Annotated in this window: 29 protein-coding genes; 14 read left to right on the top strand and 15 right to left on the bottom strand. The window is 64.1% G+C overall.

Annotation, left to right across the window (positions count from 1 at the left end; genetic code table 11):
* Positions 1 to 7: 7 nt before the first annotated feature.
* The 4 genes from ACSMXN_RS03085 to ACSMXN_RS03070 are packed head-to-tail and all read right to left on the bottom strand — an operon-like array spanning position 8 to position 3685.
* On the bottom strand, positions 8 to 1219 hold the full coding sequence (locus ACSMXN_RS03085; RefSeq protein WP_022914854.1) for a hypothetical protein: 1212 nt from the start codon (positions 1217 to 1219) through the stop codon (positions 8 to 10).
* Positions 1185 to 2099 carry a DMT family transporter gene (locus ACSMXN_RS03080; RefSeq protein ID WP_022914855.1) on the bottom strand — a complete coding sequence of 305 codons (915 nt, stop codon included), beginning with the start codon at positions 2097 to 2099 and terminating at the stop codon, positions 1185 to 1187. Before ACSMXN_RS03080 ends, ACSMXN_RS03085 begins: the two co-directional genes overlap by 35 nt.
* Before the next feature lie 42 nt (positions 2100 to 2141).
* On the bottom strand, positions 2142 to 3026 hold the full coding sequence (locus ACSMXN_RS03075; protein ID WP_051149003.1) for an undecaprenyl-diphosphate phosphatase: 885 nt from the start codon (positions 3024 to 3026) through the stop codon (positions 2142 to 2144).
* A gap of 38 nt (positions 3027 to 3064) precedes the next feature.
* On the bottom strand, positions 3065 to 3685 hold the full coding sequence (locus ACSMXN_RS03070; protein ID WP_035944458.1) for a DedA family protein: 621 nt from the start codon (positions 3683 to 3685) through the stop codon (positions 3065 to 3067).
* Between the two features lie 215 nt (positions 3686 to 3900).
* Here ACSMXN_RS03070 and ACSMXN_RS03065 point away from each other — a divergent pair, with 215 nt between their 5' ends.
* Together ACSMXN_RS03065 and ACSMXN_RS03060 are read left to right on the top strand one after the other, a co-directional pair.
* Positions 3901 to 4308: a BlaI/MecI/CopY family transcriptional regulator gene (locus tag ACSMXN_RS03065; RefSeq protein WP_022914858.1), complete on the top strand. Its 408-nt coding sequence runs from the start codon at positions 3901 to 3903 to the stop codon at positions 4306 to 4308.
* Positions 4305 to 5225, top strand: a complete 921-nt coding sequence (locus ACSMXN_RS03060; protein WP_022914859.1) for a M48 family metalloprotease — start codon at positions 4305 to 4307, stop codon at positions 5223 to 5225. The genes ACSMXN_RS03065 and ACSMXN_RS03060 overlap by 4 nt, the downstream gene beginning before the upstream one ends.
* Before the next feature lie 9 nt (positions 5226 to 5234).
* On the opposite strand, the gene ACSMXN_RS03055 is transcribed toward ACSMXN_RS03060, so the two are convergent.
* From ACSMXN_RS03055 to ACSMXN_RS03045, 3 genes are read right to left on the bottom strand one after another with little or no spacing between them, the layout of a single operon-like run.
* The gene (locus ACSMXN_RS03055; RefSeq protein WP_027139826.1) at positions 5235 to 5438 is read right to left on the bottom strand and encodes a hypothetical protein; all 204 of its coding nucleotides are present in this window, start codon (positions 5436 to 5438) and stop codon (positions 5235 to 5237) included.
* Entirely contained in the window at positions 5435 to 6199 is a 765-nt protein-coding gene (locus ACSMXN_RS03050) for a TMEM165/GDT1 family protein (RefSeq protein WP_027139827.1), read from the bottom strand. The genes ACSMXN_RS03055 and ACSMXN_RS03050 overlap by 4 nt, the downstream gene beginning before the upstream one ends.
* Positions 6200 to 6217: 18 nt before the next feature.
* Positions 6218 to 7042 carry a hypothetical protein gene (locus ACSMXN_RS03045; RefSeq protein WP_051149004.1) on the bottom strand — a complete coding sequence of 275 codons (825 nt, stop codon included), beginning with the start codon at positions 7040 to 7042 and terminating at the stop codon, positions 6218 to 6220.
* Between the two features lie 134 nt (positions 7043 to 7176).
* Here ACSMXN_RS03045 and ACSMXN_RS03040 point away from each other — a divergent pair, with 134 nt between their 5' ends.
* Complete coding sequence (locus tag ACSMXN_RS03040) at positions 7177 to 8763, top strand: phospholipase D family protein (protein ID WP_022914861.1); 1587 nt, start codon at positions 7177 to 7179, stop codon at positions 8761 to 8763.
* Between the two features lie 69 nt (positions 8764 to 8832).
* Positions 8833 to 9630: an acyl-CoA thioesterase domain-containing protein gene (locus tag ACSMXN_RS03035; RefSeq protein WP_022914862.1), complete on the top strand. Its 798-nt coding sequence runs from the start codon at positions 8833 to 8835 to the stop codon at positions 9628 to 9630.
* Between the two features lies 1 nt (position 9631).
* Here the strand turns inward: ACSMXN_RS03035 and ACSMXN_RS03030 are convergent, their stop codons facing one another.
* Positions 9632 to 11296: a RecQ family ATP-dependent DNA helicase gene (locus ACSMXN_RS03030; protein ID WP_022914863.1), complete on the bottom strand. Its 1665-nt coding sequence runs from the start codon at positions 11294 to 11296 to the stop codon at positions 9632 to 9634.
* 9 nt (positions 11297 to 11305) lie between these two features.
* Complete coding sequence (locus ACSMXN_RS03025) at positions 11306 to 11974, bottom strand: methyltransferase domain-containing protein (RefSeq protein WP_196811400.1); 669 nt, start codon at positions 11972 to 11974, stop codon at positions 11306 to 11308.
* 116 nt (positions 11975 to 12090) lie between these two features.
* Here ACSMXN_RS03025 and ACSMXN_RS03020 point away from each other — a divergent pair, with 116 nt between their 5' ends.
* Both ACSMXN_RS03020 and ACSMXN_RS03015 read left to right on the top strand, forming a co-directional pair.
* On the top strand, positions 12091 to 12270 hold the full coding sequence (locus ACSMXN_RS03020; protein WP_022914865.1) for a DUF1508 domain-containing protein: 180 nt from the start codon (positions 12091 to 12093) through the stop codon (positions 12268 to 12270).
* Between the two features lie 47 nt (positions 12271 to 12317).
* Positions 12318 to 13361 (top strand): zinc-binding dehydrogenase, encoded by a 1044-nt coding sequence (locus tag ACSMXN_RS03015; protein ID WP_022914866.1) that lies wholly within the window; start codon positions 12318 to 12320, stop codon positions 13359 to 13361.
* A gap of 17 nt (positions 13362 to 13378) precedes the next feature.
* Here the strand turns inward: ACSMXN_RS03015 and ACSMXN_RS03010 are convergent, their stop codons facing one another.
* Positions 13379 to 14134 carry an SDR family oxidoreductase gene (locus tag ACSMXN_RS03010; RefSeq protein ID WP_027139830.1) on the bottom strand — a complete coding sequence of 252 codons (756 nt, stop codon included), beginning with the start codon at positions 14132 to 14134 and terminating at the stop codon, positions 13379 to 13381.
* A 13-nt stretch (positions 14135 to 14147) separates the two neighbouring features.
* The gene (locus ACSMXN_RS03005; protein WP_022914868.1) at positions 14148 to 14837 is read right to left on the bottom strand and encodes a TetR/AcrR family transcriptional regulator; all 690 of its coding nucleotides are present in this window, start codon (positions 14835 to 14837) and stop codon (positions 14148 to 14150) included.
* Between the two features lie 318 nt (positions 14838 to 15155).
* Between ACSMXN_RS03005 and ACSMXN_RS03000 the strand changes: the two genes are divergently transcribed.
* Positions 15156 to 15956 (top strand): carboxymuconolactone decarboxylase family protein, encoded by an 801-nt coding sequence (locus ACSMXN_RS03000; protein WP_022914869.1) that lies wholly within the window; start codon positions 15156 to 15158, stop codon positions 15954 to 15956.
* A gap of 53 nt (positions 15957 to 16009) precedes the next feature.
* Here the strand turns inward: ACSMXN_RS03000 and ACSMXN_RS02995 are convergent, their stop codons facing one another.
* Positions 16010 to 17611 carry a hypothetical protein gene (locus ACSMXN_RS02995; RefSeq protein WP_022914870.1) on the bottom strand — a complete coding sequence of 534 codons (1602 nt, stop codon included), beginning with the start codon at positions 17609 to 17611 and terminating at the stop codon, positions 16010 to 16012.
* A gap of 152 nt (positions 17612 to 17763) precedes the next feature.
* On the opposite strand from ACSMXN_RS02995, the gene ACSMXN_RS02990 reads away from it, so the two are divergent.
* A complete protein-coding gene (locus ACSMXN_RS02990) occupies positions 17764 to 18348 on the top strand; it encodes a hemerythrin domain-containing protein (protein WP_022914871.1) in 585 nt (194 codons plus the stop codon).
* A gap of 33 nt (positions 18349 to 18381) precedes the next feature.
* Here the strand turns inward: ACSMXN_RS02990 and ACSMXN_RS02985 are convergent, their stop codons facing one another.
* Genes ACSMXN_RS02985 through ACSMXN_RS02975 form a run of 3 tightly spaced genes read right to left on the bottom strand, consistent with a single transcriptional unit; the run spans position 18382 to position 21397 of the window.
* Positions 18382 to 18678 (bottom strand): DUF2470 domain-containing protein, encoded by a 297-nt coding sequence (locus tag ACSMXN_RS02985; RefSeq protein ID WP_022914872.1) that lies wholly within the window; start codon positions 18676 to 18678, stop codon positions 18382 to 18384.
* A gap of 13 nt (positions 18679 to 18691) precedes the next feature.
* Positions 18692 to 20467: a neocarzinostatin apoprotein domain-containing protein gene (locus ACSMXN_RS02980; protein ID WP_022914873.1), complete on the bottom strand. Its 1776-nt coding sequence runs from the start codon at positions 20465 to 20467 to the stop codon at positions 18692 to 18694.
* Positions 20468 to 20524: 57 nt separating this feature from the next.
* Complete coding sequence (locus tag ACSMXN_RS02975) at positions 20525 to 21397, bottom strand: hypothetical protein (RefSeq protein ID WP_022914874.1); 873 nt, start codon at positions 21395 to 21397, stop codon at positions 20525 to 20527.
* Positions 21398 to 21476: 79 nt separating this feature from the next.
* On the opposite strand from ACSMXN_RS02975, the gene ACSMXN_RS02970 reads away from it, so the two are divergent.
* The 6 genes from ACSMXN_RS02970 to ACSMXN_RS02945 all read left to right on the top strand — a co-directional run bounded on the left by ACSMXN_RS02970 (position 21477) and on the right by ACSMXN_RS02945 (position 26514).
* Positions 21477 to 22181: a biliverdin-producing heme oxygenase gene (locus ACSMXN_RS02970; protein ID WP_022914875.1), complete on the top strand. Its 705-nt coding sequence runs from the start codon at positions 21477 to 21479 to the stop codon at positions 22179 to 22181.
* Positions 22178 to 22837: a hypothetical protein gene (locus ACSMXN_RS02965; RefSeq protein WP_022914876.1), complete on the top strand. Its 660-nt coding sequence runs from the start codon at positions 22178 to 22180 to the stop codon at positions 22835 to 22837. The genes ACSMXN_RS02970 and ACSMXN_RS02965 overlap by 4 nt, the downstream gene beginning before the upstream one ends.
* Positions 22830 to 23816: an ABC transporter substrate-binding protein gene (locus ACSMXN_RS02960; RefSeq protein WP_022914877.1), complete on the top strand. Its 987-nt coding sequence runs from the start codon at positions 22830 to 22832 to the stop codon at positions 23814 to 23816. Before ACSMXN_RS02965 ends, ACSMXN_RS02960 begins: the two co-directional genes overlap by 8 nt.
* The gene (locus ACSMXN_RS02955; RefSeq protein WP_022914878.1) at positions 23813 to 24865 is read left to right on the top strand and encodes an iron ABC transporter permease; all 1053 of its coding nucleotides are present in this window, start codon (positions 23813 to 23815) and stop codon (positions 24863 to 24865) included. The genes ACSMXN_RS02960 and ACSMXN_RS02955 overlap by 4 nt, the downstream gene beginning before the upstream one ends.
* Positions 24862 to 25629, top strand: a complete 768-nt coding sequence (locus ACSMXN_RS02950) for a heme ABC transporter ATP-binding protein (protein ID WP_022914879.1) — start codon at positions 24862 to 24864, stop codon at positions 25627 to 25629. Before ACSMXN_RS02955 ends, ACSMXN_RS02950 begins: the two co-directional genes overlap by 4 nt.
* A gap of 165 nt (positions 25630 to 25794) precedes the next feature.
* Positions 25795 to 26514, top strand: a complete 720-nt coding sequence (locus ACSMXN_RS02945) for a YcnI family copper-binding membrane protein (protein WP_455407682.1) — start codon at positions 25795 to 25797, stop codon at positions 26512 to 26514.
* The last annotated feature ends 3 nt before the right edge of the window (positions 26515 to 26517 follow it).

The following is a 26517-nucleotide window of genomic DNA, read 5'->3' as shown; positions in this document are numbered from 1 at the left end:
CGTTCGGTCAGCCCTGATCGGTGCGTCGACGGTTCGTCGGCCTGATTGGATTCATCGGCTCAGATGGCCAGCGCCGAGTACCGCTCCACAAGACCGGCGGAGCATCCAGCAGACGTGCCAGCGCGTAGGCCGTCGTCTCGTAGTTGACGCGCCAGCCCTTGAAGTTCTGCCAGGCCTGTTTGGTAGAAACCTCGATCGGATAGCCGATATCGCGCAGCATCAACACCGCATCCGAGAACTGCTCGTACGTCAGTTCGATCGGGTCATCGGGGTGCGGATCCTCGTTCGTCGGTAGCCGCATCGACATCGCGACCTGCCGGAGCGCGGTGAATCCCATCCGCAGGCAGAGGCGGGCGGCGATCTTGGGTTCGCTGTCGGGAGACAGCGACAGGTGCATGGCTGCGCTATCGAGAACGGCGAGCAGCGCCGTGACCCAATGTGAAAGCGGCCGGGGCGAACGTAGCCGCGCGAGCGTCAGGTAGGTGGTGTGTGACTCCGCCACCTCAGCCGACCAGCGTTCCCAGTGGTCGAACAGCTCACCCAGTTCTGGCCGAGAGTCCCCGCTGTAGATACCCCATCGTGTTCGAGCCAGGATCTCGGGCCCCCACGCGGGCACGCCTGCACGTGAAATCAGCAGCGTGACCTCTGTTTCGCGACGGTTGAACGCAGCGTAGAGCGTGGGCAGATAGCCGATCTGAAGGCCGACCACGACGAGTCCGGTGTAGGCCGCGATGTAGTCGACGACGGTGCTGCTGGAGTTGGTAGGTGCAGAGTAGCCAAGTGTGAACATCGATGAGCCGGCCTCACTGAATGCCCGCCAGGCATGACCGCTCACCGCTGGTAGCAGCACCAGCGCGTAGCCGAGCACTAGCAGCGAAATCCAGATTCCGAGCCGAAGCAGCAGGCCGGCCGGCGCTTGCCATGCCAGAATCCGGTCACGCCGAGTGAAGGACCGAACCGGCTTAGTACAGAAGAGAAAACACATGTCAACGGCGTTGTCGCTCACCCGCGAGATCATTGAATCGACTGCCCGTGGCACTACGAGAGTCCCGATGACGCTCAGTGTTGTGCTCAGCAGGACCACGATGCCCACGACGAAGCCGATCCAGCTGAGAATCACGGCGTGGACCCCCATGCGGGCACCAACCGCATCGAATCGATCACCGACCAAGAGTAGTTGCCTGCTAGCTTGGCCGATCGGTGCCCGTACCGTCGTCATCGGTTGGCGCCAACGAGACCGGTGTGGTCCGGGTCAACTGAATCACTCCTAGGCCAAGCAACAGCAACAAACCGACGAGTCCCAGGCCGGCCAGCGGCCCACTGCGAATGTGTTCGTCGTAGACCAGGACGCCTACCGCGATGCTCAACAGCGGGTCGACGGTCGAAATCGCTGGGAGACTGGCGGTCAACGGTCCGGCCTGGAAGGCCAATTGGTTGAGCATGAGTCCGGACGCTCCCACTGCGATGACCGCGTATAGCTGCCAGCTCTCGGCGACAGCAATCGGTCCGTGCACCGCGACATTTGTCAGCGACTTCAACAGAGTCGCCGAGGCGGCGTAGGCGATTCCGACTGCGATGCCGAGTAAAGCCGCTTGCGAGCCACCGGATCGGCGTCGTCCGAGCAGCACGCAGAAGACGGCCAGTGACGCGCCGACGGTGGCGGCAAAGACCGCTGGGGACCGGTCGGCCCCCGGCCCGGCTCCGGAGTGCGCGGTTGTCCCAGCCAACGCCAGAAAGCCGGCCAGCGATGCGGTGACGAGCAATGCCCAGAGCAGAGTGCGCGGGTCGGCACGGTGGTGGCCACCTCGGCGAATGAGCAAGGCGAAGATCAAGCTGCTCAGTAACAAGGGCTGGACGACGGCAAGCGCTCCGAAGTGCAGCGCGAGCACCTGTAGCAAGAGGCCAACCACGTCGGCGCCGATACCGCCTAACCACAACCGGTGCGCCAGGGTGGCTCGAACGAACCGTCCCAGAGTCCGAGGCTGTAAGCCTTGCACTTCCGACAGCTGAGTCGCACTCGCGTGCTTGAGCGAAGTTGAGACCGCAAACGCCAGCGCTGCACCCAGACTGAGGATTGCGACCAGCCAGCCGCCGGTCATGCGTGCCGAGAACCTATCGAGCCGCGCACAAAGATCGTCTGATCAGCGAACCGCAAACAACACCAGGCTGGCCCCTCCCGCAACGAGGCAATAGATGCCGAACGGGACAAGTGATCGGTTTGCGAAGTAACGGGTGAGATAACGTACGGAAAGGTAGGCCCCGATACCCGACAGCAACGATCCGAACAGCACCTGCCCGCGAATTCCCGCTCCAAGTGGACCTGAGAGATCGCCCAACTTCAGCACTCCGGCGGCCAGAATCACCGGCGTGGCAAGAAGAAACGAGAAGCGGGCCGCGTCCTCTCGCGACAGGCCGCGAAGCATACCGGCCACCATGGTGATTCCGGATCGCGATATACCTGGTGCGAGCGCCAGGATCTGGGCAGAGCCGATGAGTACGGCCTGCGGAACAGGCACTTTCGCGATGCGCTTGTCCGATTCCGGGCCGGTGATCCGCTCGTCGACGTAATCGGAATCGAGCGTCGAGTCGGTCGCGGAGTGGGCCGAATCGGTACGCCGTCTCAGCCACTCGGCGCCGATCAGGGCCAGGCCGTTGATCATGAGGAAGATCGCCGTCAATGTAGGTTTGGCAAGCGTTGTACGGAACCAGTGCTCCCCGACCAGACCAACGAGACCGACCGGAATCGTGGCAAGGATCAGCAGCCAGGCGAGGCGTTGGTCAGCTGTGACGACCTCTCGCCGCCCGATGCTGGTGAGCAGCCCGCGGATGATCCGCAACCAGTCCCGCCAGAAGTAGATGATCAGCGCGATCGCAGTCGCAACGTGCAGGCCGACGATGAACGCCAGGTAGGGCGACTCGGGAGTGGTCACGTCGAGGTCGCGAGCCCACGATCCGCCCACCCACGCCGGAATGAGCACGCTGTGGCCGAGGCTGGAGATCGGAAACAACTCGGCCACGCCCTGCATGCCGCCCACGACGCCTGCTTCCAGCCAACTGAGGTGGCTCACAGCGCACTCCTATCTGAACGAGAACGCCGTAGTTCAAGAGCAACCGGAATCAGCGAGAGGATCACGATGAGCGCAATGATCGGCAACAGATACCGGTCGATACTCGGAATGCGGGATCCGAGCAGGTAGCCCGCCACCGTCACACCCGCCGACCAGAGAACACCTCCGATCACCTGCCAGGTGAAGAACGTGCGTGCTGGCACGCCGAGCGCGCCGACGAGCGGGTTCATCACGGTACGCACGATGGGAATGAAGCGGGCCAGCACGATCGCCTTCGGGTAGCCATAGCGCTCCAACGACGCCCGGCCACGTACCACCGCCTGTTGCAACCGGACGTTGTTCCGACGCTCGATGAGCGCAGGCCCGGTCTGGCGACCAAGCACATACCCGACCTGCGCACCAGCAATCGCGCCGGCCACCGCGGCGGCCAATACTGCGGGCAACGACAGATGCAGGGAGTCATTGGCCTTCGTGGTGCACAACAAGCCGGCGGTGAACAGCAGCGAATCACCGGGCAGGAAGATCCCAATAAGCAGACCGGTCTCGGCAAAGAGCACCACAAAGATTCCGAGCGTGCCAAAACTCGAGAGCAAGCTGTGTGGATCGAGCACGTTCAGCGCAACGTCACGCGCAGCTGCCACCGCGCGACTTCCAGCAGAATTGTCCGGATCAAAGAGGTTCACCGCGAGGGTTTGCGATCCCGACAGCATTGCTCGCTCGCTTCCTCCGCCACGACGGATGTTTCTCGACGGGAAATTCGTGGGAAAATAGAACTGAATCGTGTTGACTACTACGATGATGATAGTAGCCGGTTAATGCTGAGAGGACGGCCATGCCGCGAAAAGAGTCACGTGCTCGGGGCTCGCTCGAAGCCGAGGTCATGAGCTGCCTCGCTGCGGCCGGAAAACCCCTCACGGCTGCGCAAGTCCAGGCCGAGCTCGGCGGTGAGCTCGCCTACACGACGATCATGACCACGCTCGCGAGGCTGCACACCAAGCATGCCCTCGACCGAACTTTGATCGGTCGCGCCTACCAGTACTCACTGCGGGGTGGTACTGACGGGGCAAGATCAAACATGACCGCGCACCAGATGCTCAAACTTCTCGACGACGAGTCCGACCGCGCAGGTGTACTCACCCGGTTCATCGCAGAGTTGAGCCCCGAAGACGGAAAGCTGCTGACCCAGCTTCTCGACCAGCCGACGCAACCCGCGCCACGCCGAGGGCGGACGACGAAGTGATCGCGCTCGGCGTGATTCCGATCCTGTTCGCACTCGGGCTGTTCCTGTTCGCTCATCAGCTTGCCGGTCAGCTACGGCCCGCAGCGGCCGTCCCCCTACTCACCGGCCTCGCCCTGAGCGTGGCACTCTGCACCGGGTTGGTGCTGTCCGCGATAGCCGTCCTGGTGTGCGCCCAATGGGGACCACTACCGGCGCTCGGGCAATGGTCAGCCTCAACGCTGCGCTCGAGTAGTGGGCTGCCTGCCCCGGTCGGCATCAGCGCGCTTGCCATCGTGGTGATCTGCCTTGCCACAGCCGCCGTGCACGCGATCCGTTCGTTGCGTGCGCTGCGCGGCACGGCCAAGGCGACCAAGTTGCTACAGCCCGTCACGGGCAATCTCGTGCTCATCGATGACGAAGTCCCTACGGCGTATTCGGTTGGCGCGTTCCGCGGCCGAATTGTCGTTTCGACGTCGATGTTGAGTGCGCTCACCGGCCCCGAACGCCGGGTGCTGCTCTCCCACGAGGCCGCGCACCTTCGCCACCATCATCACCTGTATCTGCAGTTGGCACGGCTGGCCGCGGTCGCCAACCCACTGTTGCGCCCTACCGCCAACGCCATCGCCGGCGCGGTCGAGCGTTGGGCTGATGAGGACGCCGCGGCCGAGGTTGGTGACCGAAAGCTGGTCGCCTGTGCACTCGCTCGAGCGGCTCTGGCACGTGCCGCCCACCCGACCGCCCGGCACGTGCTGGCGGTCGCCGACGATCACGTGGTCGAACGAGTTCAACAGCTGCTGATACCCGCTTTCGATCAAAAACGAATGCCAATCGCGGCCGTAATGGCGGCGGGCGTGCTCACCTGGGTGGCAACGGGAGGCGTAGCACTGTGGGCGAACGGAATCATCCAGCTCGCAGAACGCGCCTATCTTCGCTCCTGAGCTGAGAAGTCACGACCGCCGGGTCACGCGCCAAAGGCTGAGCGCCAACAGGACGACAACCGCGACAGGTAATACCCACCACGCCGGAACACCAGCGAGTGACACTCCATAGGTGAGCAGCAAGGCGGCCACAACGCCAATGGCGATTCGCCAGTCATCGCCGATCAGAAAGTCGTACCAGAACAGACCGAATGCGCGGAGCCGAGAGTTCACGCCGGCACCCCTTCCAGCCCGGCCGCCGCCGGCAAGCGGTGTTGGCGACGCAGCAAGAACACCAAACCAAGCGCTACGCCGGCGATTACGGGGATCAAAACCAATAGCGCGGCGTCCGATCCCGGCCAGGTCGCGTGTGCACCCTCCGCGCCCCAGAACGTCCCAAAGCTCGTCAGCATGACGCCGACGGCGAACTTGAGGGTATTCTCAGGCACGCGCGACAGCGGGCCGCGAACCACGATTCCGGCGGTGGTGACTACCACGACCGCCACGGCGGCGGCGAACGTAGCGAGCGGAATATCGTGCTGGTTACTGCCGAAAGTAAGGACGATGAAGACGACCTCGAGGCCCTCGAGCACGACGCCCTTGAAAGACAAGGTAAACGCGTACCAATCGCCGACACCCCGCCTATCGCCCTCGGGGGCCGCCCGCGCCGCTCGCACTTCGTTGGCAAAGATGCCAGCTTCATCATGTAGCGCCTTGTAACCACTGGCGCGCAAGATCGCCTTACGCAGCCACTGCATTCCGAAGATCAGCAGGATCGCTCCGACAACGAGACGTAAGCCACCGAGCGGGATTGCTGACACCGCTGGGCCGAGCACGGCAACGATGACGGCGAGCATGCCGAGCCCGGCACCCACACCAAGCAGCGCCGACCGCCAATCACGCGTGGTCCCTGCGGCGAGAACGATCGTCGTGGCCTCGACTGCTTCAACCAGGCAGGCAAGAAAGACTGCGACGAACAAGGCCCCGCTGCTCATCGCCGACCAGCAGACAAGTCAGTCTCCCGCGGGACTGGCAACCGGATCGCCGATGAGGCCAGCCGCCCGGGCGGGCTGGATATCGATCTTGGTCACCGCAACGTAGGCCACCAGAAGCGCGATCACGACGGTCGCCACGATCGTCACCATCCCGTCGCCATAGTCCAGCCCGCCACCGACCGAGTGTTCCTTGCCGAGCCAGTCAGCGAAGGACGCTCCGAGCGGGCGTGTAACGACATAGGCGAACCAGAACGCGAAGATCGGATTGAGATTGAACCGCCACCACCCGATGGCCGGAACAGCCATGACGACCGCAAAGAGGAGTCCCGATGCGAAGAAACCGAGATTCATCGAGACCGCGGTCAAATCCCCAGCAGCAGTGCCTAGCGCAAAGGTTGCCAGGACGGTGACCCAGTAATACGTTTCGCGGCGTCTGGTGGTGATGCTGTGGATGGAGAGCGTGCCCTCGCTGCGATACCAGAGGTAAAACACCACCGCGACGGCTACCGAGTAGAAGATCGTCGTAACGACATAGGGCACGCCGAGTCCCACATGAAGGCCGTCGGCGGCCATGGTGCCGAACACCGCCACCATCATCACCGCAAACCAATAGACGGCGGCCTGATAACGCGTAGTTCGGAATTGGAGCCACATCGCGAACACGAAGCCCAGCACACCGACTGCTCCGGCCAGTACCAGATTCTTGTTGCCCAAGTAGTCCGACGCTGCCTCGCCCATACCGGTGGTCAGCACCTTGATAACCCAGAAGAACGCGGTGATCTCGGGTACTTTCGCGGCCACTGGTTCACGCCTGGAACGCGGCGCGTCGACCGAGGCCCGCATGGCACCCCCCAAGAACCTCACCTTGCGCTGACAACTACCAGGTCGATAGTAGGGCATGAAGTGGCCTGAAACCTGTGAACGCGTCGTGGGCCGAGGCCGACCCGCACTGGCCTCGCAGACCGCGGCGCAGTTAGATGGGGCTCGTGGCCGTCCAAGATTGGTTCCTGAGCCGGAACGAGCGGGGCAACCTGGCGACCGAACTCACCTGGACGCGAGGCAACGAGGTGGAGCCGCTCGTTCACGGGTCGGCGTATTTTCCGCGGCTGTTGCGCTCCATCGCGGCGATGGCCAGTGGGGACCTGTTGCTGTTCACCGATTGGCGTGGCGATCCCGATGAGCGGTTGGCTGGCCCGGGCACCGAGGTGTCACGAGTCTTCGCCGACGCCGCACGGCGCGGAGTGATCGTCAAGGGGCTGCTCTGGCGATCACATTTGGATCGTTTCGCCTTCAGCGAGCAGCAGAATCGACATCTCGGCGAGGAGATCGAAGCCGCCGGTGGGGAGTGCCTGCTGGATATGCGGGTGCGGCCGGGGGGATCACACCACCAGAAATTCGTGGTGCTCCGCCATCCAGGTCGCCCAGAACAGGACATCGCCTTCGTCGGCGGTATCGATCTGTGCCACAGCCGCAACGACGGCCCGGACCACCACGGTGATCGGCAACGCCAACCGATGGCCGAGGCCTACGGATCGCGGCCACCCTGGCACGACATCCAATTGGCGATCCAAGGACCCGCCGTCGCCGACGTGGAAACGTGTTTTCGGGAGCGCTGGGAGGATCCGTCCCCGCTCACCCGCAACCCCCTTGACCGTCTCAGCGAGTTCGTCCGACGAGACGACCACGTCGCGGACCCGCTGCCGCCACGGCTCCCCCCGCCGCCCGCCCGCGGCACCAAGAGTGTCCAACTCCTACGGACGTATCCGAAACGCCGGCGTGGTTACCCCTTTGCCCCGAACGGAGAACGAAGCGTGGCCAGGGCGTACAGCAAGGTCATCAGCCGCGCGCAGAGTCTCATCTACGTCGAAGACCAATACTTCTGGTCGAAAGACATCGTCAGCTGCTTCGCCGACGCTTTGCGCGCCAGCCCGACGCTGCACCTGATCGCGGTGATCCCGCATCATCCCGACCAGGATGGCCGCCTCTCCGAGCCACCGAATCTGGTGGGGCGCCAGCAAGCGCTGGATGAAGTCCGCGCAGCCGGCGGCGACCGGGTTGCCTTCTATGGCATCGAGAACCACGCCGGCGTACCGGTATACGTGCACGCCAAGGTTTGTGTCGTCGATGATGTCTGGGCCTCGGTCGGATCCGACAACGTCAACCGGCGATCGTGGACCCACGACTCTGAGCTCTCGTGTGCGGTCGTCGACGACGAGGCCGACGATCGGGTCCCAACCGTGATCGACAACTGTGGCGACGGCGCTCGTAGGTTCGCACGCGATTTGCGACTCATGCTGGCCCGCGAGCACCTCGACCGTCCGGACGGCGACGATTCGGATCTGCTGGAACCCGCCGCTGTATTCGACGCGTTCGCACAGAGTGCGGCGCGCCTGCAGCGCTGGCACGACGAGGGCCAGATCGGCCAACGACCCACGGGCCGTGTGCGACCGTACGCCACTCCGGCCCTGTCTCGGCGAACCCTCGCCTGGGCGACGCCGCTCTACCGAATCGTCTACGACCCCGACGGACGGCCCGCACGTCTGCGGCGATCGCACGGGTTCTGAGTGAGCCAGACGTCACAGCCCGGAGGCAATGGCTAGACAGCGAAGATCAAGCGCTCTTACCGTACCCAGGTGAGTCTCCGCGACGTCCTCTCAGTCACCCCAGCAACCGAGGGCACCTTCAGGTCCCAGCCCGCGGGCACCGGGTTTCAGTTCGGCGGCCTCACCCTGGGCTGCGCACTTCGAGCAGCGGCTGAGACGGTAGGACCGGAGATGGTTCCGAAGTCGCTTCATGCTTACTTTCTTCGCCCCGGTGAGTGGGGAGCCGAAACGGATCTCGAAGTTGAGCGACTGAGCGACGGCAGGGCGTTCGCCGCCCGTGTCGTCACAGTGAAACAGGCCGGACGCACGCTCGCGGTCATGACGGCGTCGTTTCACACGCCCGGATCGAGCTTGGATTGGCAGGCGAGCAAGCCGGTCGACATCGCCGAACCGGAGAGTCTCGAGCCGGTTCCGATCACGCTCCCGCTGGAGAATCTGATCGAGGTACGCCCGTTGAATGCGAAGGCGGCGGCGCAGCCAACGACCGGACTGCATCAACCGACGGAAAGCTTGCACCCGTATTGGGCCCGAGCGCTGGGCGACCTTGGCACGGATCCAAAAACACACTATTCAGCTCTGACGTTCATCTCCGACTATCTGGTCATCCTGTTCGTCCAGGCAGCTGGAGTGGAGCTTGACAAGTTCTCCGTGCGGACGCTGGACCAAAGCGTTTGGTTCCACCGGCCGACGAACGCCGAGGACTGGATGCTCTTTTCCACCGATCCGGTTTCCGTTGCCAACGGAAGGGGTTTGACCAACGGTGCAGTGCACGATCGGGAAGGAAGGCTCGTCGCCTCATTCACTCAAGAGACGATCGTCATCGCCTGAGTCACGCGAGGGTCAGAATTCCATTCTTCAGCGCAGCTGCTGTGAGATGCCGATAACCCACCGAATCGAAAGCGACCACGAGCTCGTGCTCATCGCGCGATAGCAACGTGCCCATCCCCCAGAGTCGATGACGCACCCGCACCGCGTGGTCATCGAGAGCTGCGACACGCGTCGAATGGGGATGCTCGTGCGTCGATGCCCGGTCGTTGTCACATTTTTCGCAGGGCGGATCGTAGTGTTCGCCGAAGTAGCCGAGAAGCTCAGCCCGTCGGCAGTGCACGGACTCCGCATACCGGCGCGCTGCGTCTATACGGCTGGCGATGATGGACTGTCGACGATTGCCTGCCGCCGACACCCGGTCGCCGGCATCGCTGGGCAGTCGCCGCGGCCGCGAGACCGCGTCATTGCCGTCGGGCTCGAGCACGCCCAGTTCCAGAAGTTCATCGACGACCCGCTCGACGGTCCGTCGATTAAGCTTGGTCGACTCGACCAGCTGTTTCACCGTGACTCGACGCTCAGCCGCCTCAAGAGCATCAACGACCGCATGTACGGCGCTGGCCGGGATTCGAGATCGGGCTGCGAGCAGGCGCGGAATCCGGACCGTTCGCGGGTCATACACCAGCACCGCGTGCGCCGGCTGGCCATCGCGTCCGGCTCGTCCGATCTCCTGGTAGTACTCATCCAGACTTCCCGGCACGCCTGCGTGGATGACCGTACGCACGTCCGGCTTGTCGATACCCATCCCAAACGCGCTGGTCGCGACGACGACGTCCAGCTTCCCGCTGAAAAACTGATCCTGGATCTCGCTCCGCTGCGCCGCGGGCATGCCCCCGTGATACGGCGCCGCCCGCAACGCGTCGAGTTTCAATCGGTCAGCCACGCTCTCACACCGCGCGTGGGTCAGCGCATACACCAGCGCAGGCGTGTCGTGTTCGAGCACTACCTCCACTGTTCGATCGTCAATCGCTTGCGCCTCGGAGAGATTGTTGCGGGTGCGGCGTACCGCGAGGTCGATGTTCGGCCGGTCGAAATCCGCGACGACCACCTCTGGCTCGCGCATCTGCAATTGCCTGGTGATGTCTGCCTGCACCGGTGGTGCCGCAGTCGCGGTCAGCGCGAGCACGGGCGGCCGCCCGATCGCGGCGATGGTATCGGGAAGGCTCAAATACTCGGGGCGGAAGTCATGGCCCCACTCGCTGACCAGATGAGCCTCATCGACCACCACGAGCGTCACCGGTCGGGCACTGCCGAGGAGTCGCTGGTGTGTCTCGGCGTTGACCAGTTGTTCGGGGCCAACCATCAAGAAATCCAGGTCGTCGGAGCGCAGTGCGCTGAGGGCACCGGCGCGCTGCGCACTCCGCTGCGTCGAATTGAGCAGGACCGCCCGGACCGGTGAGCCATCGCCACGACGCAGCGCCGTCAACGCCCGTAGTTGGTCACGCTGCAAGGCGATCAGTGGCGACACCACAACGGTCAAGCCGCCGAGAGCAAGGCCGGCAACCTGGTAGATGGCGCTCTTGCCGCTACCCGTCGGCAGCACCGCGAGCGTGTCCCTCCCGGAGTGGACGGTACTGGCCGCTCGCAGCTGCGAAGGGCGCAGCTCGAATCCGAACACGTTTCGAGCGAGGTCGGAGAGGACCGCGGTGTCAGCACTCGGTTCGGCCATTTGGTGACTCTACTTCGCTCGGCGGGCAACGATTGCGTACAGCGGGTCACCTCGATAGTTGCCCCCTGCGAAACGGCCCGGCGGTGTTCGCAGGGACAGCTCGGGTTCGTCGAATCCCCCGGCCAGCCGGATGTATTCGCCGACAGTCGCGCACCTTCCGGCGTCGTCTGTGGCCAGCCAGCCGCGAATGGCTTTGGTCGGAAAGCAACGGTTGGAGAACGTGATCACCAGCGGCGAACCCGGTCGCAATACCCGGGCTGCCTCGCTCAGCACATCGACTGGACGTGTCAGGTAGTCGATGGAGACGCAGCACACAACACCGTCGAAGCTGGCATCACCAAACGGCAATACGGGATCTAGGTTCAGATCCTGAACCACCTGCTCGGTAGCCATCGGATTGGCAGCCAGCTCAGCGGCGTTCATGCCGAGCACCACCAGTTCCGCCGGGGCAACCCGCAGGTGCGAAACCCAGGACGACATGAGGTCCAGAACCCGGACCGGACGTGGAGCCGTACCGTCCAGACCCAAATCCTCGTAGAGCTGGCCGACCGCGGCGATCGCCTCGTCATCGATGTGCGTGACGAACCGTGGCGGCCCGTAGAACCGGGAGTCCGCCGCAGCGTCGACGCGGTCGAAGAACCCCGGGGGGAATGCGGCAGAAACTTCAGGCCTCAGCACCACCCCAGCTTGCCGCATTGCTCGCTGCCAGCGCGCAACCGCGGGGGTCGGGGCTAGCGCTCGCGGCCGATTCGGGGCTACGGTCCGGACACGCATTATCGAGAAGGGAGCATTACGTGGCTGCCAAGTTCGAGGTGTATCAGGACAGTAAAGGCGAGTACCGCTGGCGTTTGAAGTCCGCCAACGGGCAGGTCATTGCTACCGGCGGAGAGGGCTACACCTCCAAGAGCGGGTGTGAGAACGGAATCGCCGCAGTTCAACGAGATGCGCCTCTGGCGGCGGTGGAACAGGTCTGACTGCAGCAACGCACTGCCGAGTAACTGGCGTGCTCTAGATTGCAGGCATGCGAGCAACCGAACTGACCGCTGTCCGTGAGATCGAACTGCGCGAGGTCGAGGACCCCAGAATTCACTTCGCCACCGACGCCGTCGTCAAGGTCACGGCGACCTGCATCTGCGGCTCTGACCTGCACCCGTACCGCGGCCACGCGCCAACAGCCTTCCCGAAGCGCGCGGGCCATGAGTTCGTCGGAGTGGTGACCGACGCGGGCTCCGAAGTTTCCTCGGTCGCTGTCGGCGACCTCGTGATAGCGCCTTTCGCAATCAGTGACGGGACGTGTGTTCATTGCCGAAACGGGATCACCACCTCGTGCGTGCACGGCTCCTTCTGGGGCGCTCCCGATAGACAGGGCGTGCTCGCCGACGGCGCCCAGGCCGAGCAGGTCAGGGTGCCGCTCGCAAACGGCACCCTGGTGCGTGTCGATTCGGCGGCGTCAGACGATCTCTTGCCGGACTTGCTCGCCCTTTCCGATGTGATGGGAACGGGTCATCACGCGGCGGTGTCGGCCGGGGTGACCGAAGGATCGACCGTCGTCGTCGTCGGCGACGGCGCCGTCGGACTCTGCGCAGTGCTGGCCGCGCAGCGGTTGGGGGCGAGTCGGATCATCGCCATGTCGCGACATGCGAGCCGTCAAGAGGTCGCGGTGAAGTTCGGCGCGACCGACGTCGTCGCCGAGCGCGGCGCCGACGGGATCGCGCGGGTACTGGACCTGCTCGACGGGGTAGGCGCCGATTGCACGCTCGAGTGTGTGGGCTCGCAGGATTCGCTCGACCAGGCGATCGCCGTCACCCGCCCGGGTGGGCGTCTCGGCTGTGTCGGCGCGCCGTTTTTCCAGGTGCCCGTCGGTCAGCTCTTCAGCCGCAACATCGGCCTGCGGGGCGGTGTCGCGCCGGTCCGGGCCTACCTGCCGAGCCTGCTCGCCGACGTCCTGGCCGGTTCGATCCGTCCGGGACTCGTTTTCGACCTGCAGCTCCCGCTGGCTGACGTTGCGCAGGGGTACCGGGAAATGGACGAACGCAGTGCGATCAAGGTGTTGTTACGACCCTGACAACGTCTCGACCGTGATCACTTGTTCGACGGCAGAATCCCGCCGTTGACCTCAATGACCTGGCCGGTGACGAACCCGGCGCCCTCGGAGACCAAGAAGCGGGTCAGAGCAGCGGTGTCTTCTGGCTTTCCCGGGCGGCCCGCGGCGATGCGGGACACGATCCGGTTGTGCAGCTCGACCGGAAAGGGATTCGTCCCGTTCAGCTCGGTGTCGGGAACATAGCCGGGAAGGATCACATTGGCCGTAACGCCAGCGCCCGCATGCTCTCCGCTAAGGGCGAGCACCCAGCCGTTGAGCGCCGCTTTGGCAGCACCATAGGCCGCACCGCCGCCGCCCGTTCGGGAGGTCATCGAGCCGATAAGGACAATCCGTCCGCCGGGGCGCCGCAGCGCGGGCAGTAAACCCTCAGTGAGAAGGACTGCAGAGAGCACATTCTGCTCGTACATTGCACGCCACGCGCGGGCCACCTCGGCCAAGGTGGAACTGGCCTCCCGCCAGCCTCCGCCGGCGTTGTTGACGATCGCGTCGATGGTGCCGTAGTCGGCACGAAGTCCGTCGGTGAGTGCCTGGACCGCATCGACGTCAGCCAGGTCTGCAGATCTCCAGACCACTCGGTCGACATCGAGATCAGCGTTCAGCTGCTTGGCGGTCTCTTGCAAGACCTGCGCGCGGCGCCCGACGATAACGACCTCGAAACCATCTGCTGCGAGGCCGGCCGCGATAGCCCTGCCGATACCGGTACCCCCACCAGAAACTATTGCAACGCGCGTCATCTGCATCCTTCTGCTAGCGGCGAGCGGCTGTTTTCGGCGCCGCCGTCGCCGATCGGTTACGTGCCGCGGGCACGCTCACCGCGCCGCGAATCAAGTCCAGCAGGTCTTCGGTCGGAAAGCCGTCGGAGTCGGCGACGTCCTCGATGACCATCGAGTGATGGGCAACGATCAACGCCGAGACCATCCGCGCGAGCCAGATCGGGTCGCCGTCGCGAATCGTGCCTTCTTCCTGCCCGCGAGCGATGGCAGAGGCGAAGAGCTTCATACCGCTGTGGTAGCTCTCGGTGTAGTCGGCGAAGTCCGGCAGGACCTCCAGCCCGGTGGCATACACCCGCATGGTCAGCCGGCCGTACGCCGGGTATTTGTGATAAAAAGCCATGCTCGCGGACGCGATGCACAGCAGCTGATCTTGCCCGCTTCGGTCATCGGTAAGGCACGCGCGGATGAGCTCGCCCTGTTCCGCGCTGCGCCGATTCATCACGGCCGAAAGCAGATCACGCTTGCTCTTGAAGAATGTGTATACGGCGCCGACCGAAAATTCGCTCGCTGCGGCAACCTGCTCGAGGCTCGTTCCTTGGTAACCCTGATTGCCGAACAGTTGCTCGGCCGCGTCGAGAACCTGCTCCTGGTTCAGCTGAATGCGCTGCAGGCGGCGTTTCTCGCGCAGACTCAACGCGTCGTTCTCCGGCTCTGGTGCGGTCACGGACCCAGCTCGCTTAGGCGCAACTTTCGCCGCCCTCGGAGACTTCGCAGACTTGGTCGGCGATTTGACACCCTTGGCTGCGGCAGGACTCCTTGGCATGCTCACATTGTTACACGGGCCAAGCGGCGGGCCGTGTTGCATCGAGGAAAACGCGACGAAAACTACTGCTTCACGGCTGCCGAATGCGCCTTCAATTGACCGAGGTCACACTCGGTCAAGATGTTGCCGACATTGCTAGGACCGCAGTGATGCCTCAAGATACGCTCCAGCCGTACTCAGTACCGCTCGAAGCCAATCCAGCGATGAACGGACCGCCTGATGAGTCAACCTGCCCTTACCCGGCGCGAACTCGGCAAGCAGCTGTACGCCGAGATAATGACCGTGCCAGCGCCCGCGGACTCAGATCCGTTCAATGACGCGCTATTGGAATTCGTCTTTGCCGAGATCTGGTCTCGTCCGGGCCTGAGTAGGCGTGACCGCCGTTTCGTGACGCTTGCCTGTGTCGCGGCAGCTGACACGATCCAGCCGATCGAAGATCACGTTTACGCAGCGCTCAACAGCGGTGACATCACGATCGACGAGATGTTGGAAACAGTTCTGCACTTCGCGGTCTACTGCGGGTGGCCGAAAGGCTCACTGTTCAACCAGATCGTGGCTGAGCAGTGGGCTCGAATCCATTCCGAACGCGGTCTAGCGGTTCCCGAGCCGACGCCCATTCTGCCCCTGACAACCTCGGCCGATCCCGAGCTGCGACTTCAAGGTGGCGAGAAGGCGTTCAAGGACATCAACGTGCTGGCCGGCGCGCCCCCACGCGACAATCCGTATTCCGGAGCGGGGATCTTGAACTTCGTGTTCGGCGAGATGTGGCAGCGCCCCGGATTGGGGTTGCGCGAACGGCGCCTCATCACCGTGGCATGCGTGGCGCTCGATGACACCGCGATTCCAATCCAGTCTCACGTCTACGCATCGATGGCAAGCGGCGACGTCACCGTTGAGCAGATGAAGGAGCTCGCGCTGCAGTTCGCCGCTTACTACGGCTGGCCCAAGGGCTCATACCTGAACTCGACCATCGACGAACAGCACACCCGCATCGAGGCCGAACGAGCCGCTACTTCTTGATCCTCGGCTCGTTATCGATCACCGGCCCGTTCTCGATCATCGGACCTGCTCGATCATCGGCCCTGCTCGGCAGACCGTCGGCGTCGCCCCGCACACGTCAGGATCGCGCCACCGACCAGCAATCCGAGGCCTGCAACCAGGATCGGACGCGATGCCGCGCCGGTATTGGCCAGTTCGGCAGCGGGGTCGGCGGCAGCCTGCTCAACCGTGCCCGCCGCCGCTGGTGGCTTGACGATCGGAACAGCCACTGCCTGCAGCGATATCGAGGTCAGATCACAATCGAGGTTGAGGCAGGACGGATCTCCAGCGGTGGACACTGCGAACAACCCGACCTTCGCCGTCCCCAACTTGATTGCTTTGACTGTGAGTACCACGCTGGCTGATTGGCCAACGGCCAGATTGCCGACGAACCACACCCTGCCGTCGCTGGAGTTCAAAAGGTTCGTCAGCACCGAGTTGTCCGCCGGTACAAGGGTATTGCCCTGGCCGGGCGTGGCCACCGATGCGAGTAGAGCGTGAGCGGCGGGCACGCTGGCGCTCATACCCGCTATCGGCGAGCCCACATCCCCGCTGAAATCGGTGATACTGAAGTTGTCGCCGACGAGAATGCCGATTGCGATGGTGTCATTGGCTGGCTGCGGTCCGCTGTTGTGCACGGTCAAGGTGATGCTCGCCTGACCTGCGAGTTGGACCTTCGTCTTGTTCGACGTGATCGAGTAGCTCAGCGCCGCGGAACCGGTGAAGCTGAATTGCGGATTCACCTCGTTGTTCGTCGGATCAGTATCGGTGCCTTCGCCCGGATTCACCCCCGCACTGACGGCGAGTGTCGCGACTTGCCCGACCGGCGGGGTGGCCGCCGTGGTGATGTTGATGTAGATCGTCGGATCCATCGTCGTGACGTAGTGGCCGAGGCTACCGATGAGGCAGCTGACGTGTTGTGGGTCGGACGAATCAGGCGTGCAACTCAATGGGTCGCCGTCCGAGTCGCGGTAGACGCCATCGGCTGCCAACACGGTCCCGGGCGGCAGAACGACATCCAAGGTGGTCTGAGGCGTGCCGTAGCCGAGATTCTTGACGTCAACCGCCAGCGAGAGTTCGACGCCAGTTCCCAGTGCACCCACCTGATCTTCGCCGCTGTCGGGGGTGAGCGTCACCTCGATATCGGGCTGGTTGATCGCGACCGGCACCGCATTCGACAGGGCCGATTGCGGCGACGCGCCAGCTACCCAGGCCAGTGTCGCGGTGGCGGATGTGGTGGCTGAAGCACCCGCACCGACTGTGGCGACAAAGGTGATGATATGTGTGCCAGCGGCCAGACCGTCGGTCGGATCGGCTCCGGTCTGGACGGTGATGTCAACCGAATCGGGCTGGCTGACCTGTCCGGCCGGCACCGGCAGTCCGTCGAGGGTCACGCCCGCAACCAGGGCTGGCAACTCCGCTGGCTGATGCGTGGTGAGCGTTGTCGAGCCGATGTTCGACAACACGTCGATCGAGTAGCTGAAGATGACGGTTCCAGGGCCGTGCACCGTGGCCGGCGCCGATCCGGTAACACTCACCGTCGGTAACGCTCCCGCCGGGCTCGCAAGTATTGCCGTCGTTCCGAGCGCAAGCAGGATGGCGGCCGTCGAAGCGGCCAGCCGAGTATGAAGTCGCATGATCCCCGTGGTTTTCAATTGTCGCGATGGTCGACGCAACCTATCCGAGTCGGCCCCCGGTATCAAGTCCTTGTTAGAAACGCATCTCCGGCACGAGTGTCATAGGCTGGCGTGAACATCGTCTGACGCCGACCTCGGAGGGCCCGATACACGTGACGGAAGCCGGTACTCAAACCATCCTCGAAGTGCTCACCAGTGATCATCGGGGGATTCGCTCGCTGCTAGAGACGTGTCGAACCTCGGTATCGAGCGAGAATGGTCAGGCTGAGCGTGAACTCCTCGTTTCAGAGTTGGTGCGACATTTCGTCGCCGAAGAGCAGTTCTTGTACCCGCTGATCCGAGACAACATCGATGGCGGCGATGCAATTGCAGATGATGCATTTCATGCTGATCGTCGCGGTGAGAAAGCCATGCGGTCATTGGAAGATCACGATGAGACCATCGACGAAGTCACCCGTTCCTTGGATTCGCTCGATGCGCAGCTCGCTGAACACATTCGGTTGCTGGAGACGGAGCTGTTCCCGCAGCTTGCCGGCAAGCTGACACCCGAAGAACTACGCGAGCTCGGCGACCAGGCATTGGGGGCCGAGCAGCTGGCCCCGACCCGCCCGCGGCGTTTCGCTACCGAGTCCGCTCCACTGAACAAGGTAGCGAGCGCCGTCGAGGGGTGGGTCGACAAGGTTCGAGATTCCTATGGTCACCGAGGGACTGAGCCGACGAACGTCGACGAGGTCTAGGCAACCCATGGCGGTCTGCTTACCGGTGACGCGTCACGTCTGTGAACGCTGGACAGCCTCTTCATAGAGTCGGACCACTTCGGCGCGCACCTGCGAACGCTCACTGATCCGCTCGCTCCAAGGCAGCCGGACTTGCACATCGCGACCGGTGACCCGGGCGAGAAACTCGATGCCGTCGGCGTCCATGCCACTCATCATCGCCCTTTCCGCTGAAGGGAGTTCGCCCAGCACCTGAACGATCAGCACGTTGTCATCGGCGTGATCCTCGTTCATATGGCGCATGATCTGCGCCACCACTTCCGGTGTGAATTGATCGCTGCAATCGGTCATTGCGTTCCCAGTCTCAACGATATCTGGCCGAGCCGGCCGGACGCCGCAACGTCGAGGCCATAAGCACACCACATCCGGCCAGGACCAGGGCTATTCCGAGGAGTAGAGCTGTCTTGGAACTCGCGCCGGTGCTTGCCAGACTGCCGCTCATCCCCGGATCGAGCAAGGCCACCGGGGCTGACGACGACGTCCGGTCGAGGGCGGCCGCCGGGTTCAGGACGGTGAACGTCGCTTGCACAGTCTTGGCCGAACTCAATCCGAGCAGGTTGACGGTGTGTACCCCGGCGCTGAGATCAACGGGAACGCTGACGCTCAACCGATACGTTCCGGTGCTCGATGCCTGGCTGATGCCCAGGTCGATGGGATCCGAATGCAGGATCGCCTGTACCTGCTCGCCGGCGTCGAATCCCGATGCGGTGACGATGAAATTTCCTCCGGGCTGCACGGTCGTGTCCGACAGTGCAATAGCGGCTGAGGTCGATGCGCTCCGAGTGGGTGATGAACTCGGGCCGGCCTGACCCGGATTCGGAAAGCCAGCAAAGGTGATCACCGTGTGCGTGTCCTGGCTACGGTCGGGCGATCCGTGCGCAGCAAGGGTGTAGATGGCACACTGCGTCACGGTGCAATCGGTCGCGTTGGTTCCAGAGCCGAACGTCGCCGGAAAGCTCAGCGTCGTGGTGAAAGATCCGTCAGCTGTGAGGACGTCCTGCCCGGGACCCGGCGACGCGCCAAGGTGAACCCATTTGACCGCGCCGAACACGTCAGCGTTGGTCGGGTCGTACTTGGCGGTCGCGGCGACCCCCACGTAAATCCCATTTCCAGTAGTGGCGAAACCAGATCCAGTCACCGTCACGGTCGCCGAGTCGAGGGCGAGATCACTGCTGGGTTGCACGGAAACCCGGATAGCCCCCGGCGCATGCGTTGGCGGTGCACTGGTGGCTGGCGTGCTGGTTGCGAACGTGATCGGCGACCAGACATCCTGATCACGATTGGCCAGATCGGTGTGGTCATTGAAGCTGGCGATGTAGCACGAAACGGCCAGGCAGTCGGTCACTTCGGTCGCTCGGGCGGGGGTGTAAGTCGCTGTCAACGTGACCGTAGTGCTGAACGTCCCATCGGCTCCGACCGCGGGAACGTACTGAGCGTTTGCATAGTTCGATGGCACTCCGCTGGCGGGATGTGCGACGGTCTGGGCCACGTAGACCCCCTTGCCCGGCTTGAATCCGCGCCCTGAGACGGTGACCGCTTGGCCTGGTTGCAGTGCGGTGGCCGCGCTCAGGGTCAGCTTCGGGCCGAAGAAGGTCAGCGCACTTTCCGTGTCCTGACTGCGATCCGGCGAGCCATGTGCCGCAAGGGTGAAGACGGCGCACTCGTCGATCGTGCAGTCCGTTGCAGTGCTACCGCTTCCGAACAGGGCGGCCACGTTCAACGTGGTGCTGAAGGTTCCGTCCGCACTGAGCGCGTCCTCGCTTGCCGACGCGGTCCCTCCAGGGTGGATCCACTTCACCGCGCCGAACGCGGCTGCGTTCGTCGGACTGAACTTCGCCGTGTCGGCGATACCGAGGTAAATGCCAGCGCCCGTCGTGGAAAACCCCGATCCAGAGATCGTCACTGCGTCGCCGGCGGGTAGCAACCCGGCTGATTTGGACAGCGTGACGCTCGGGCCGGGTGCGACGCCGACGGCGGCACCGGCTTGCGAGCTCAGGCTCAGCACGGCTCCGCCCACGATCAACGCGCCCGACAAGACCAGCGCCCCGAGATGCCTCTTTCGACTGCGACTCTTCTCCATGCCTTCGATCTCCCGTTCACAGTTGCTCAATGGATTGCTGCTGAAACTCGTTCGCGATCAGTCGTGACGAACCCACCGCCCGAGCACTCTGCGGGCAGCGAAGCCGCTGGCGGCGAGCACGACGGCGATCGCGCCGAGGACCCAGGGCAGCACCGGTCGTCCATCGGAATCCACCGCCGCATCAGCCGCCGTACCAGCCGCCGCCGGCGGCATATCGACCGCGATCGAGCTCGCCGACTTCGTTTTGACCGGTTCGGGGGTCAGGCCGGCCGTGCGGCTCTTGGCGGCCGCGCTACTCGCGGAGCTAGCCGCCGTGCGGGAAGGAGCGAGCGTTGGCTGGGCCGCCGATGTCACAGCTACCGTCGGGGTTGGCGCCACGGCGACTTTCGGTGGAGCTTTCGGTGGAGCTTTCGGTGGGGCTTTGGGTGGCGCCACGGGTGACCCCTTGGGGGGCGCAGTGGCAGCGGCCGGCGACGCAAACGACACCCCGACGAAGGCGTCCTGGCTGCGGTCGGACGAGCCATGCGCCGCCATCGTCAGAATCTTGCAGGCGCCGGCGGTGCTGCAGCTGTGACCGTTGATGGCTCCGGTGACCGTGAGGCTGACCGAGAACGTGCCGCCCGCGGTGAGGGGGGCCTGACCGGCTCCGGCGCCGCCGACATGAACCCAGCGAGCATCGGCGCAGTTGTCGGCGCTGGCCCAGTATTGGGGAACGAGCCGGCACCAGGCCACGTAGACACCGTTTCCGGTCGTGGCATAGCCCGCGCCGGTCACCGTGACGACCGCGCCCGTCGGCGGGACGCCGGACACCGGCGAGGCATCCAACCGCGGACTTGCGCCAGCTTCTGGACTCGCCAGTACGAGGGCCGCAAAGGCAAACAGGCTGCCGGCGACAGCGGCCCCAGCGGTCGACCTCCGTGGCGTCCACATCTCATGCTCCTTAAATTAGGGCTACCTAAGTTAGGAGAGGCTAACCTATGCTTCAGCCACACTGTCAAGGAGGTCTCACATGGTCATGTCGAGTAGCAGGATTCACGGCCCAACGCGAGCCGCTGAACCGATTGGCTTCGCCGCGATGCTTCGCAACGCCACGTGGAGCGCTCACGGCAAGGCCGAAACCGGCGGCGCGCTGAGCACCTTGATCCGCGGTCATGGGGATCTGCTGCTCTATCGCACTCTGCTGAGCCAGCTCTACTTCGTGTACGCCGAACTCGAATCTGCGACCGAGGCCATGCGCGTCGATCCGGTTGTCGCACGATTCGCGGCGTTCGAACTCACTCGCTTGCCCGCACTACAAGCCGACCTGGACACCGTGGCCGGACCCGGCTGGGCAGCCACCATTGCGCCTTTGGCCGAGACCGAGCACTACCTGACCCGATTGCGCCAGGTGGCCAAAAGCTCGTCCGGCCGATTCATTGCGCACCACTACACGCGCTATCTCGGCGACCTCTCCGGTGGCTTTGCGATCGGCTCGGCGGTTCGGCGCTCACTCGGGCTGACCGGTCCGGACGGACGAAGATTCTTCATTTTCGAAGACATCGCCGACCCGATCGCCTTCAAGGAAAACTATCGCCGGGAACTTGACCGAGCCGCTTGGACAAACCTGGAACGGGACGAAATCGCCGCCGAGACTCGGCACGCCTACCGGCTCAATACCGCGTTGCAGGTTGCCGTCGAGCGTGCGGCACATCGAGAACGAGCCACCGGCCAGTGATCAAACGACTAGTCACCCGACCGAACCTCACGGTCGCGGCCGCGCTGATCGCAGTGCTCTTCGTTGCCCTGCCGGCCAATGCATCCTCCCAAATCACCAACGGACAGGGCAGCGATGGACAGGGCAGCGATGGCCAACGACTGGCCCTCTCACAGTCAAGCCACCTGAACGATGCCGGCCAGACGATCACCGTGACAGGCAGCGGCTTCAACACCGCGAAGGGCATCTACCTGGCGTTCTGCGTCAAACCCAAACCTGGCGCGGTTCCCACGCCGTGCGGCGGAGGCGCCGATACCAGCGGCAAGACCGGTAGCTCAGTGTGGATCTCATCCAACCCGCCGAGCTACGGCAAAGGCCTTGCCGTTTCGTATGGTGCCGGAGGCACCTTCACCGTGCAGCTGCATATCGCCGCGACGCTCAACGAGACCACCGACTGCCGCAAGGTGCGGTGCGCAGTGGTGACCCGTGCCGATCACACCCGTACCGAGGACCGCAGCCAGGACGTCATCGTCGCGGTGAGCTTTGACGGCAAGGCAACGAGCACGAGTAAACAAATACTGCGGTTTCTCGTCCCGCTCGGTTTGTTCGGCGTCCTCGCCGCAATCGGCACACGCTGGTGGATCCGTCGGCGGGTAGGTCAGAGCATCGATGCGTAGCAGTCACCGCGGGGCGAGCGTGATCGCGATTCTCAGCACGTCCATTCTGGTATCGGCCTGTGGCCAAACGCCATCGATCAGCACGGCTGGCAGCGCGGTAAACGCCAAGACACTTCACGTGTTACCGGGCACCCGGGTGCCGGCGTTGCCGGTGTCGATCGTGGGCGCCGACGGTCGAAGGGTCACGGTCACAGACGTCAGTCGCATCATCGCGCTGACCGGAAGCATCGCCGAGGTGGTGTTCTCGCTGAACCTAGGTTCGCGCGTCGTAGCACGCGACATCTCCACTACCTTCAAGCAGGCTTCGGGACTCCCCGTCGTCACCCGAGCGCACGATGTCTCGGCAGAATCCGTGTTGTCCTTGCGCCCGACTGTTGTATTGGCCGACACCGATACCGGGCCACCCGAGGCGATCGCGCAGCTCAGGGCTGCCGGGGTACCGGTGGTGATCCTGCCGATCGCGGACTCGGTAGCCGACGTAGTACCCCGCATCCACGCCGTCGCGAACGCGCTCGGCGTTGCGTCAGCGGGCGACCAGCTGGCTAACCGGACGACCCTGAACATCGCTACCGCTCGCGGCGCGGTCGACCGGGGCACGAAGAAGCCCACGGTGGCCTTTCTCTACCTGCGCGGCAGCGCTGGCGTCTATCTGATCGGGGGTAAAGGCAGCGGCGCTGATTCCTTGATAGACGCAGCCGGTGGTGTAGATGCCGGGACCGCGATGGGTCTCGGACCGTTCACCCCGATCACGAGCGAGGCTCTCATCGGGGCTCAGCCGGACGTTTTGCTTCTGATGACGGATGGATTGGAATCAGTCGGTGGTGTGGCGGGGCTCGAGAAGATTCCCGGTATCGCTCAAACGCCGGCCGGCGCGCATAAGCGCGTCATCACGGTCGAGGACGGCGTGTTGCTTAATTTCGGCCCGCGGACGGCCGAGGTCATCACGGCTATCGCCAGCGCCCTCGAGCAGGCACAGTGAGCACCCTAGCGGCAAGAGCTGAGCCGAAACGAACCGTGGTGCTCCTCACGGCGTTATCGGCGACGCTCGTCGTCGTATCGGTTTTGTCCGCAGGGATGGGGGCATTCGCTATCCCGCCGGCGCAAATTCTCGGTTCGCTACTGGAGCGACTGCACATACCGTTTGCCACCCACCCAGATCAGCTGTCCGAGCGGGTGTTGTGGGGGGTGCGGTTTCCGCGGGTGCTGCTAGCGCTTCTCGTCGGTGCCAGCCTCGGTTGCGCGGGCGCCCTGATGCAGGGCGTTTTCGGCAATCCCCTGGCCGAGCCAGGCATTGTGGGAATCTCGTCGGGGGCAGCAGTCGGGGCGATCGTATCGATCATCGCCGGTCTGAGCTTTGCTTCGTGGTCGGTCAGCGGGCCGGCCTTCGTTGCGGGCCTGTTCACTGTTCTGCTGGTCTACGGCGTCTCCCGATCGAATGGGCGCACCGAGGTCGTGACCCTGATTCTCGCGGGTATTGCGATAAACACGATCACGGGGGCTGGTATCGGGTTGCTCACGTACTTCTCCACCGACTCGCAACTGCGCAGTATCACGTTCTGGAGTCTGGGGAGTGTGTCCGGCGCGACCTGGCCGGCGGTCGCGGCGGTCGCACCGTGCGCGTTGGTCGGCTTGCTGCTGGCGCCGCGATTCGCGCGGGCGCTTGACCTGCTTTCGCTCGGTGAACAACCGGCAAGGCATCTAGGGGTGAACGTCGAACGCGTTCGAGTCGCAGTGATCGTCGTGGTCGCCATCCTCACCGCGGCCGCTGTCTCGGTGGCCGGGGCGATCAGTTTCGTCGGTCTGGTCGTGCCGCATCTGGTGCGCATGGTCAGCGGCCCTGGTCACCGGATCCTCATCCCGGCCAGTGCTCTCGGTGGTGCGATCGTCCTTACCTTGGCGGATTTACTCTGCCGGACCGTGGCCGCGCCGGCCGAAATACCGCTGGGCTCCGTCACAGCCCTCGTCGGCGGACCGTTCTTCTTCTGGCTGCTGTTACGCACGCGGACCAAGCAGGGCGGCTGGGCGTGATCGCTCTGTCGGTTCGCCGCGCGGTCGCCACCCGTGGCCGGCGGGCGGTTCTCGACGGTATCGATCTTGACGTCGAGACGGGTGAATTACTGGCGCTAGTTGGTCCTAACGGCGCCGGCAAAAGCACTTTGCTGCACCTGATGGCCGGCGACGAGCGCCCGGCTACGGGTGAGGTGAGCCTGCTCGGGCGCGGGGTGCATGCCTGGTCGCCGCGGGAGGCCGCGCTGCGGCGGTCTGTGCTACCTCAGCAGCACAGCATGGCGTTTCCCTTTGCGGTTGCCGATGTCGTCGCGATGGGACGCTGGCCGTGGCGAGGTATGGCCGAGGCCGCCGAGGACGAACGAGAAATCGAGGCTGCCATGCAGAAGACGGCCGTCGCCGAATTTCGCCATCGGGCCTTCACGTCGCTGTCTGGCGGTGAGGCGGCGCGCGTCAGCCTCGCTCGGGTGCTCGCGCAGCGCAGCCGCGTGCTGTTGCTCGACGAGCCCACAGCCGCACTGGATCCGCACCATCAAGAACGTACCTTTGCAGTCTTGCGCGAACTCGCCGATGCCGGCCATGCGGTGGTAGCGGTGGTGCACGACCTCAATCTCGCCGGCGCGTATTCCGATCGCGTTGCCATTCTTGGTCGAGGCAAGATTCAGGCCAGCGGTCCGCCGTCCGCTGTCTTGCGGACTGACGTACTCAGCGAGGTCTACGGCCACGCGATGGAGGTCATCGAACACCCTCGCACCGGGCTGCCCCTCATTGGTCCCCGCCGCTAGCCATTTCGCTGCTAGCCATTTCGCTGCTAGCTATTTGGTGTGACGACTGCCACGAAATCCGGACTCCGGGAACCGGTGACGCCGCAGGCCCGACTTAGCCGGGCAGACAGCCAACCCGGCACAGCGCAGCCAACCCGGCAGAGCGCAGCACAGGAGGATTCACGCGTGAGGTTCTTGCCCGCAAACACCCTGGGTCGGCGTGCAGCAGCCGCAGCCGTCCTCACCGTCGGTTTTGCCGGTGCCGCGTTGATCACGGCTGGCGGTGCCTCCGCCCACGTCACGGTCGCTGCTCCGGGTGTGACGGCGGGCGCCAGCGATGCAGTCATCACGTTCCGAGTGCCGAACGAGAGCGATAAGGCCAGCACGGTCGGGTTGAAGGTGCAACTGCCAACCGACCACCCGATCGCGGGCGTGTTGGTGTCGCCGATGCCAGGGTGGACCTCGCGTATCACGCAGACAACTTTGAGTACCCCGATCAAGACCGACGACGGCGATATCACTCAGATCGTCTCGGAGATCGATTGGACGGCGGATGCCAGTTCCGGCATCAAGCCCGGCTACTTCGGGCAGTTCACCATCATCGGCGGCAAGCTTCCCGACGATGTGACGACCTTGACATTCAAGGCGATTCAGACCTACAGCGACAAGAGTGTGGTCTCGTGGATCGAGCAACCGGCGCCCGGTAGCAACGCCGAACCCGATCATCCAGCGCCGTCACTTGATTTGTCCGCCAGCACCGCGGCGCCGCCGGCCAGCGCAACCGCCACGGATACCGACGACAGCCGTGCAAACGTCGGCATCGCGCTTGGAGCCGTTGGGGTCGTCCTCGGTTCTGCTGGGCTGGCAATAGTCGTGCTGCGTCGTCGTCCCACGTCGTCGTCCTAACCC

The organism is Parajatrophihabitans canadensis, assembly GCF_053764775.1.
Note: the sequence above shows the minus strand (reverse complement) of the source record. Positions and strands in the feature narration are given on the sequence as shown.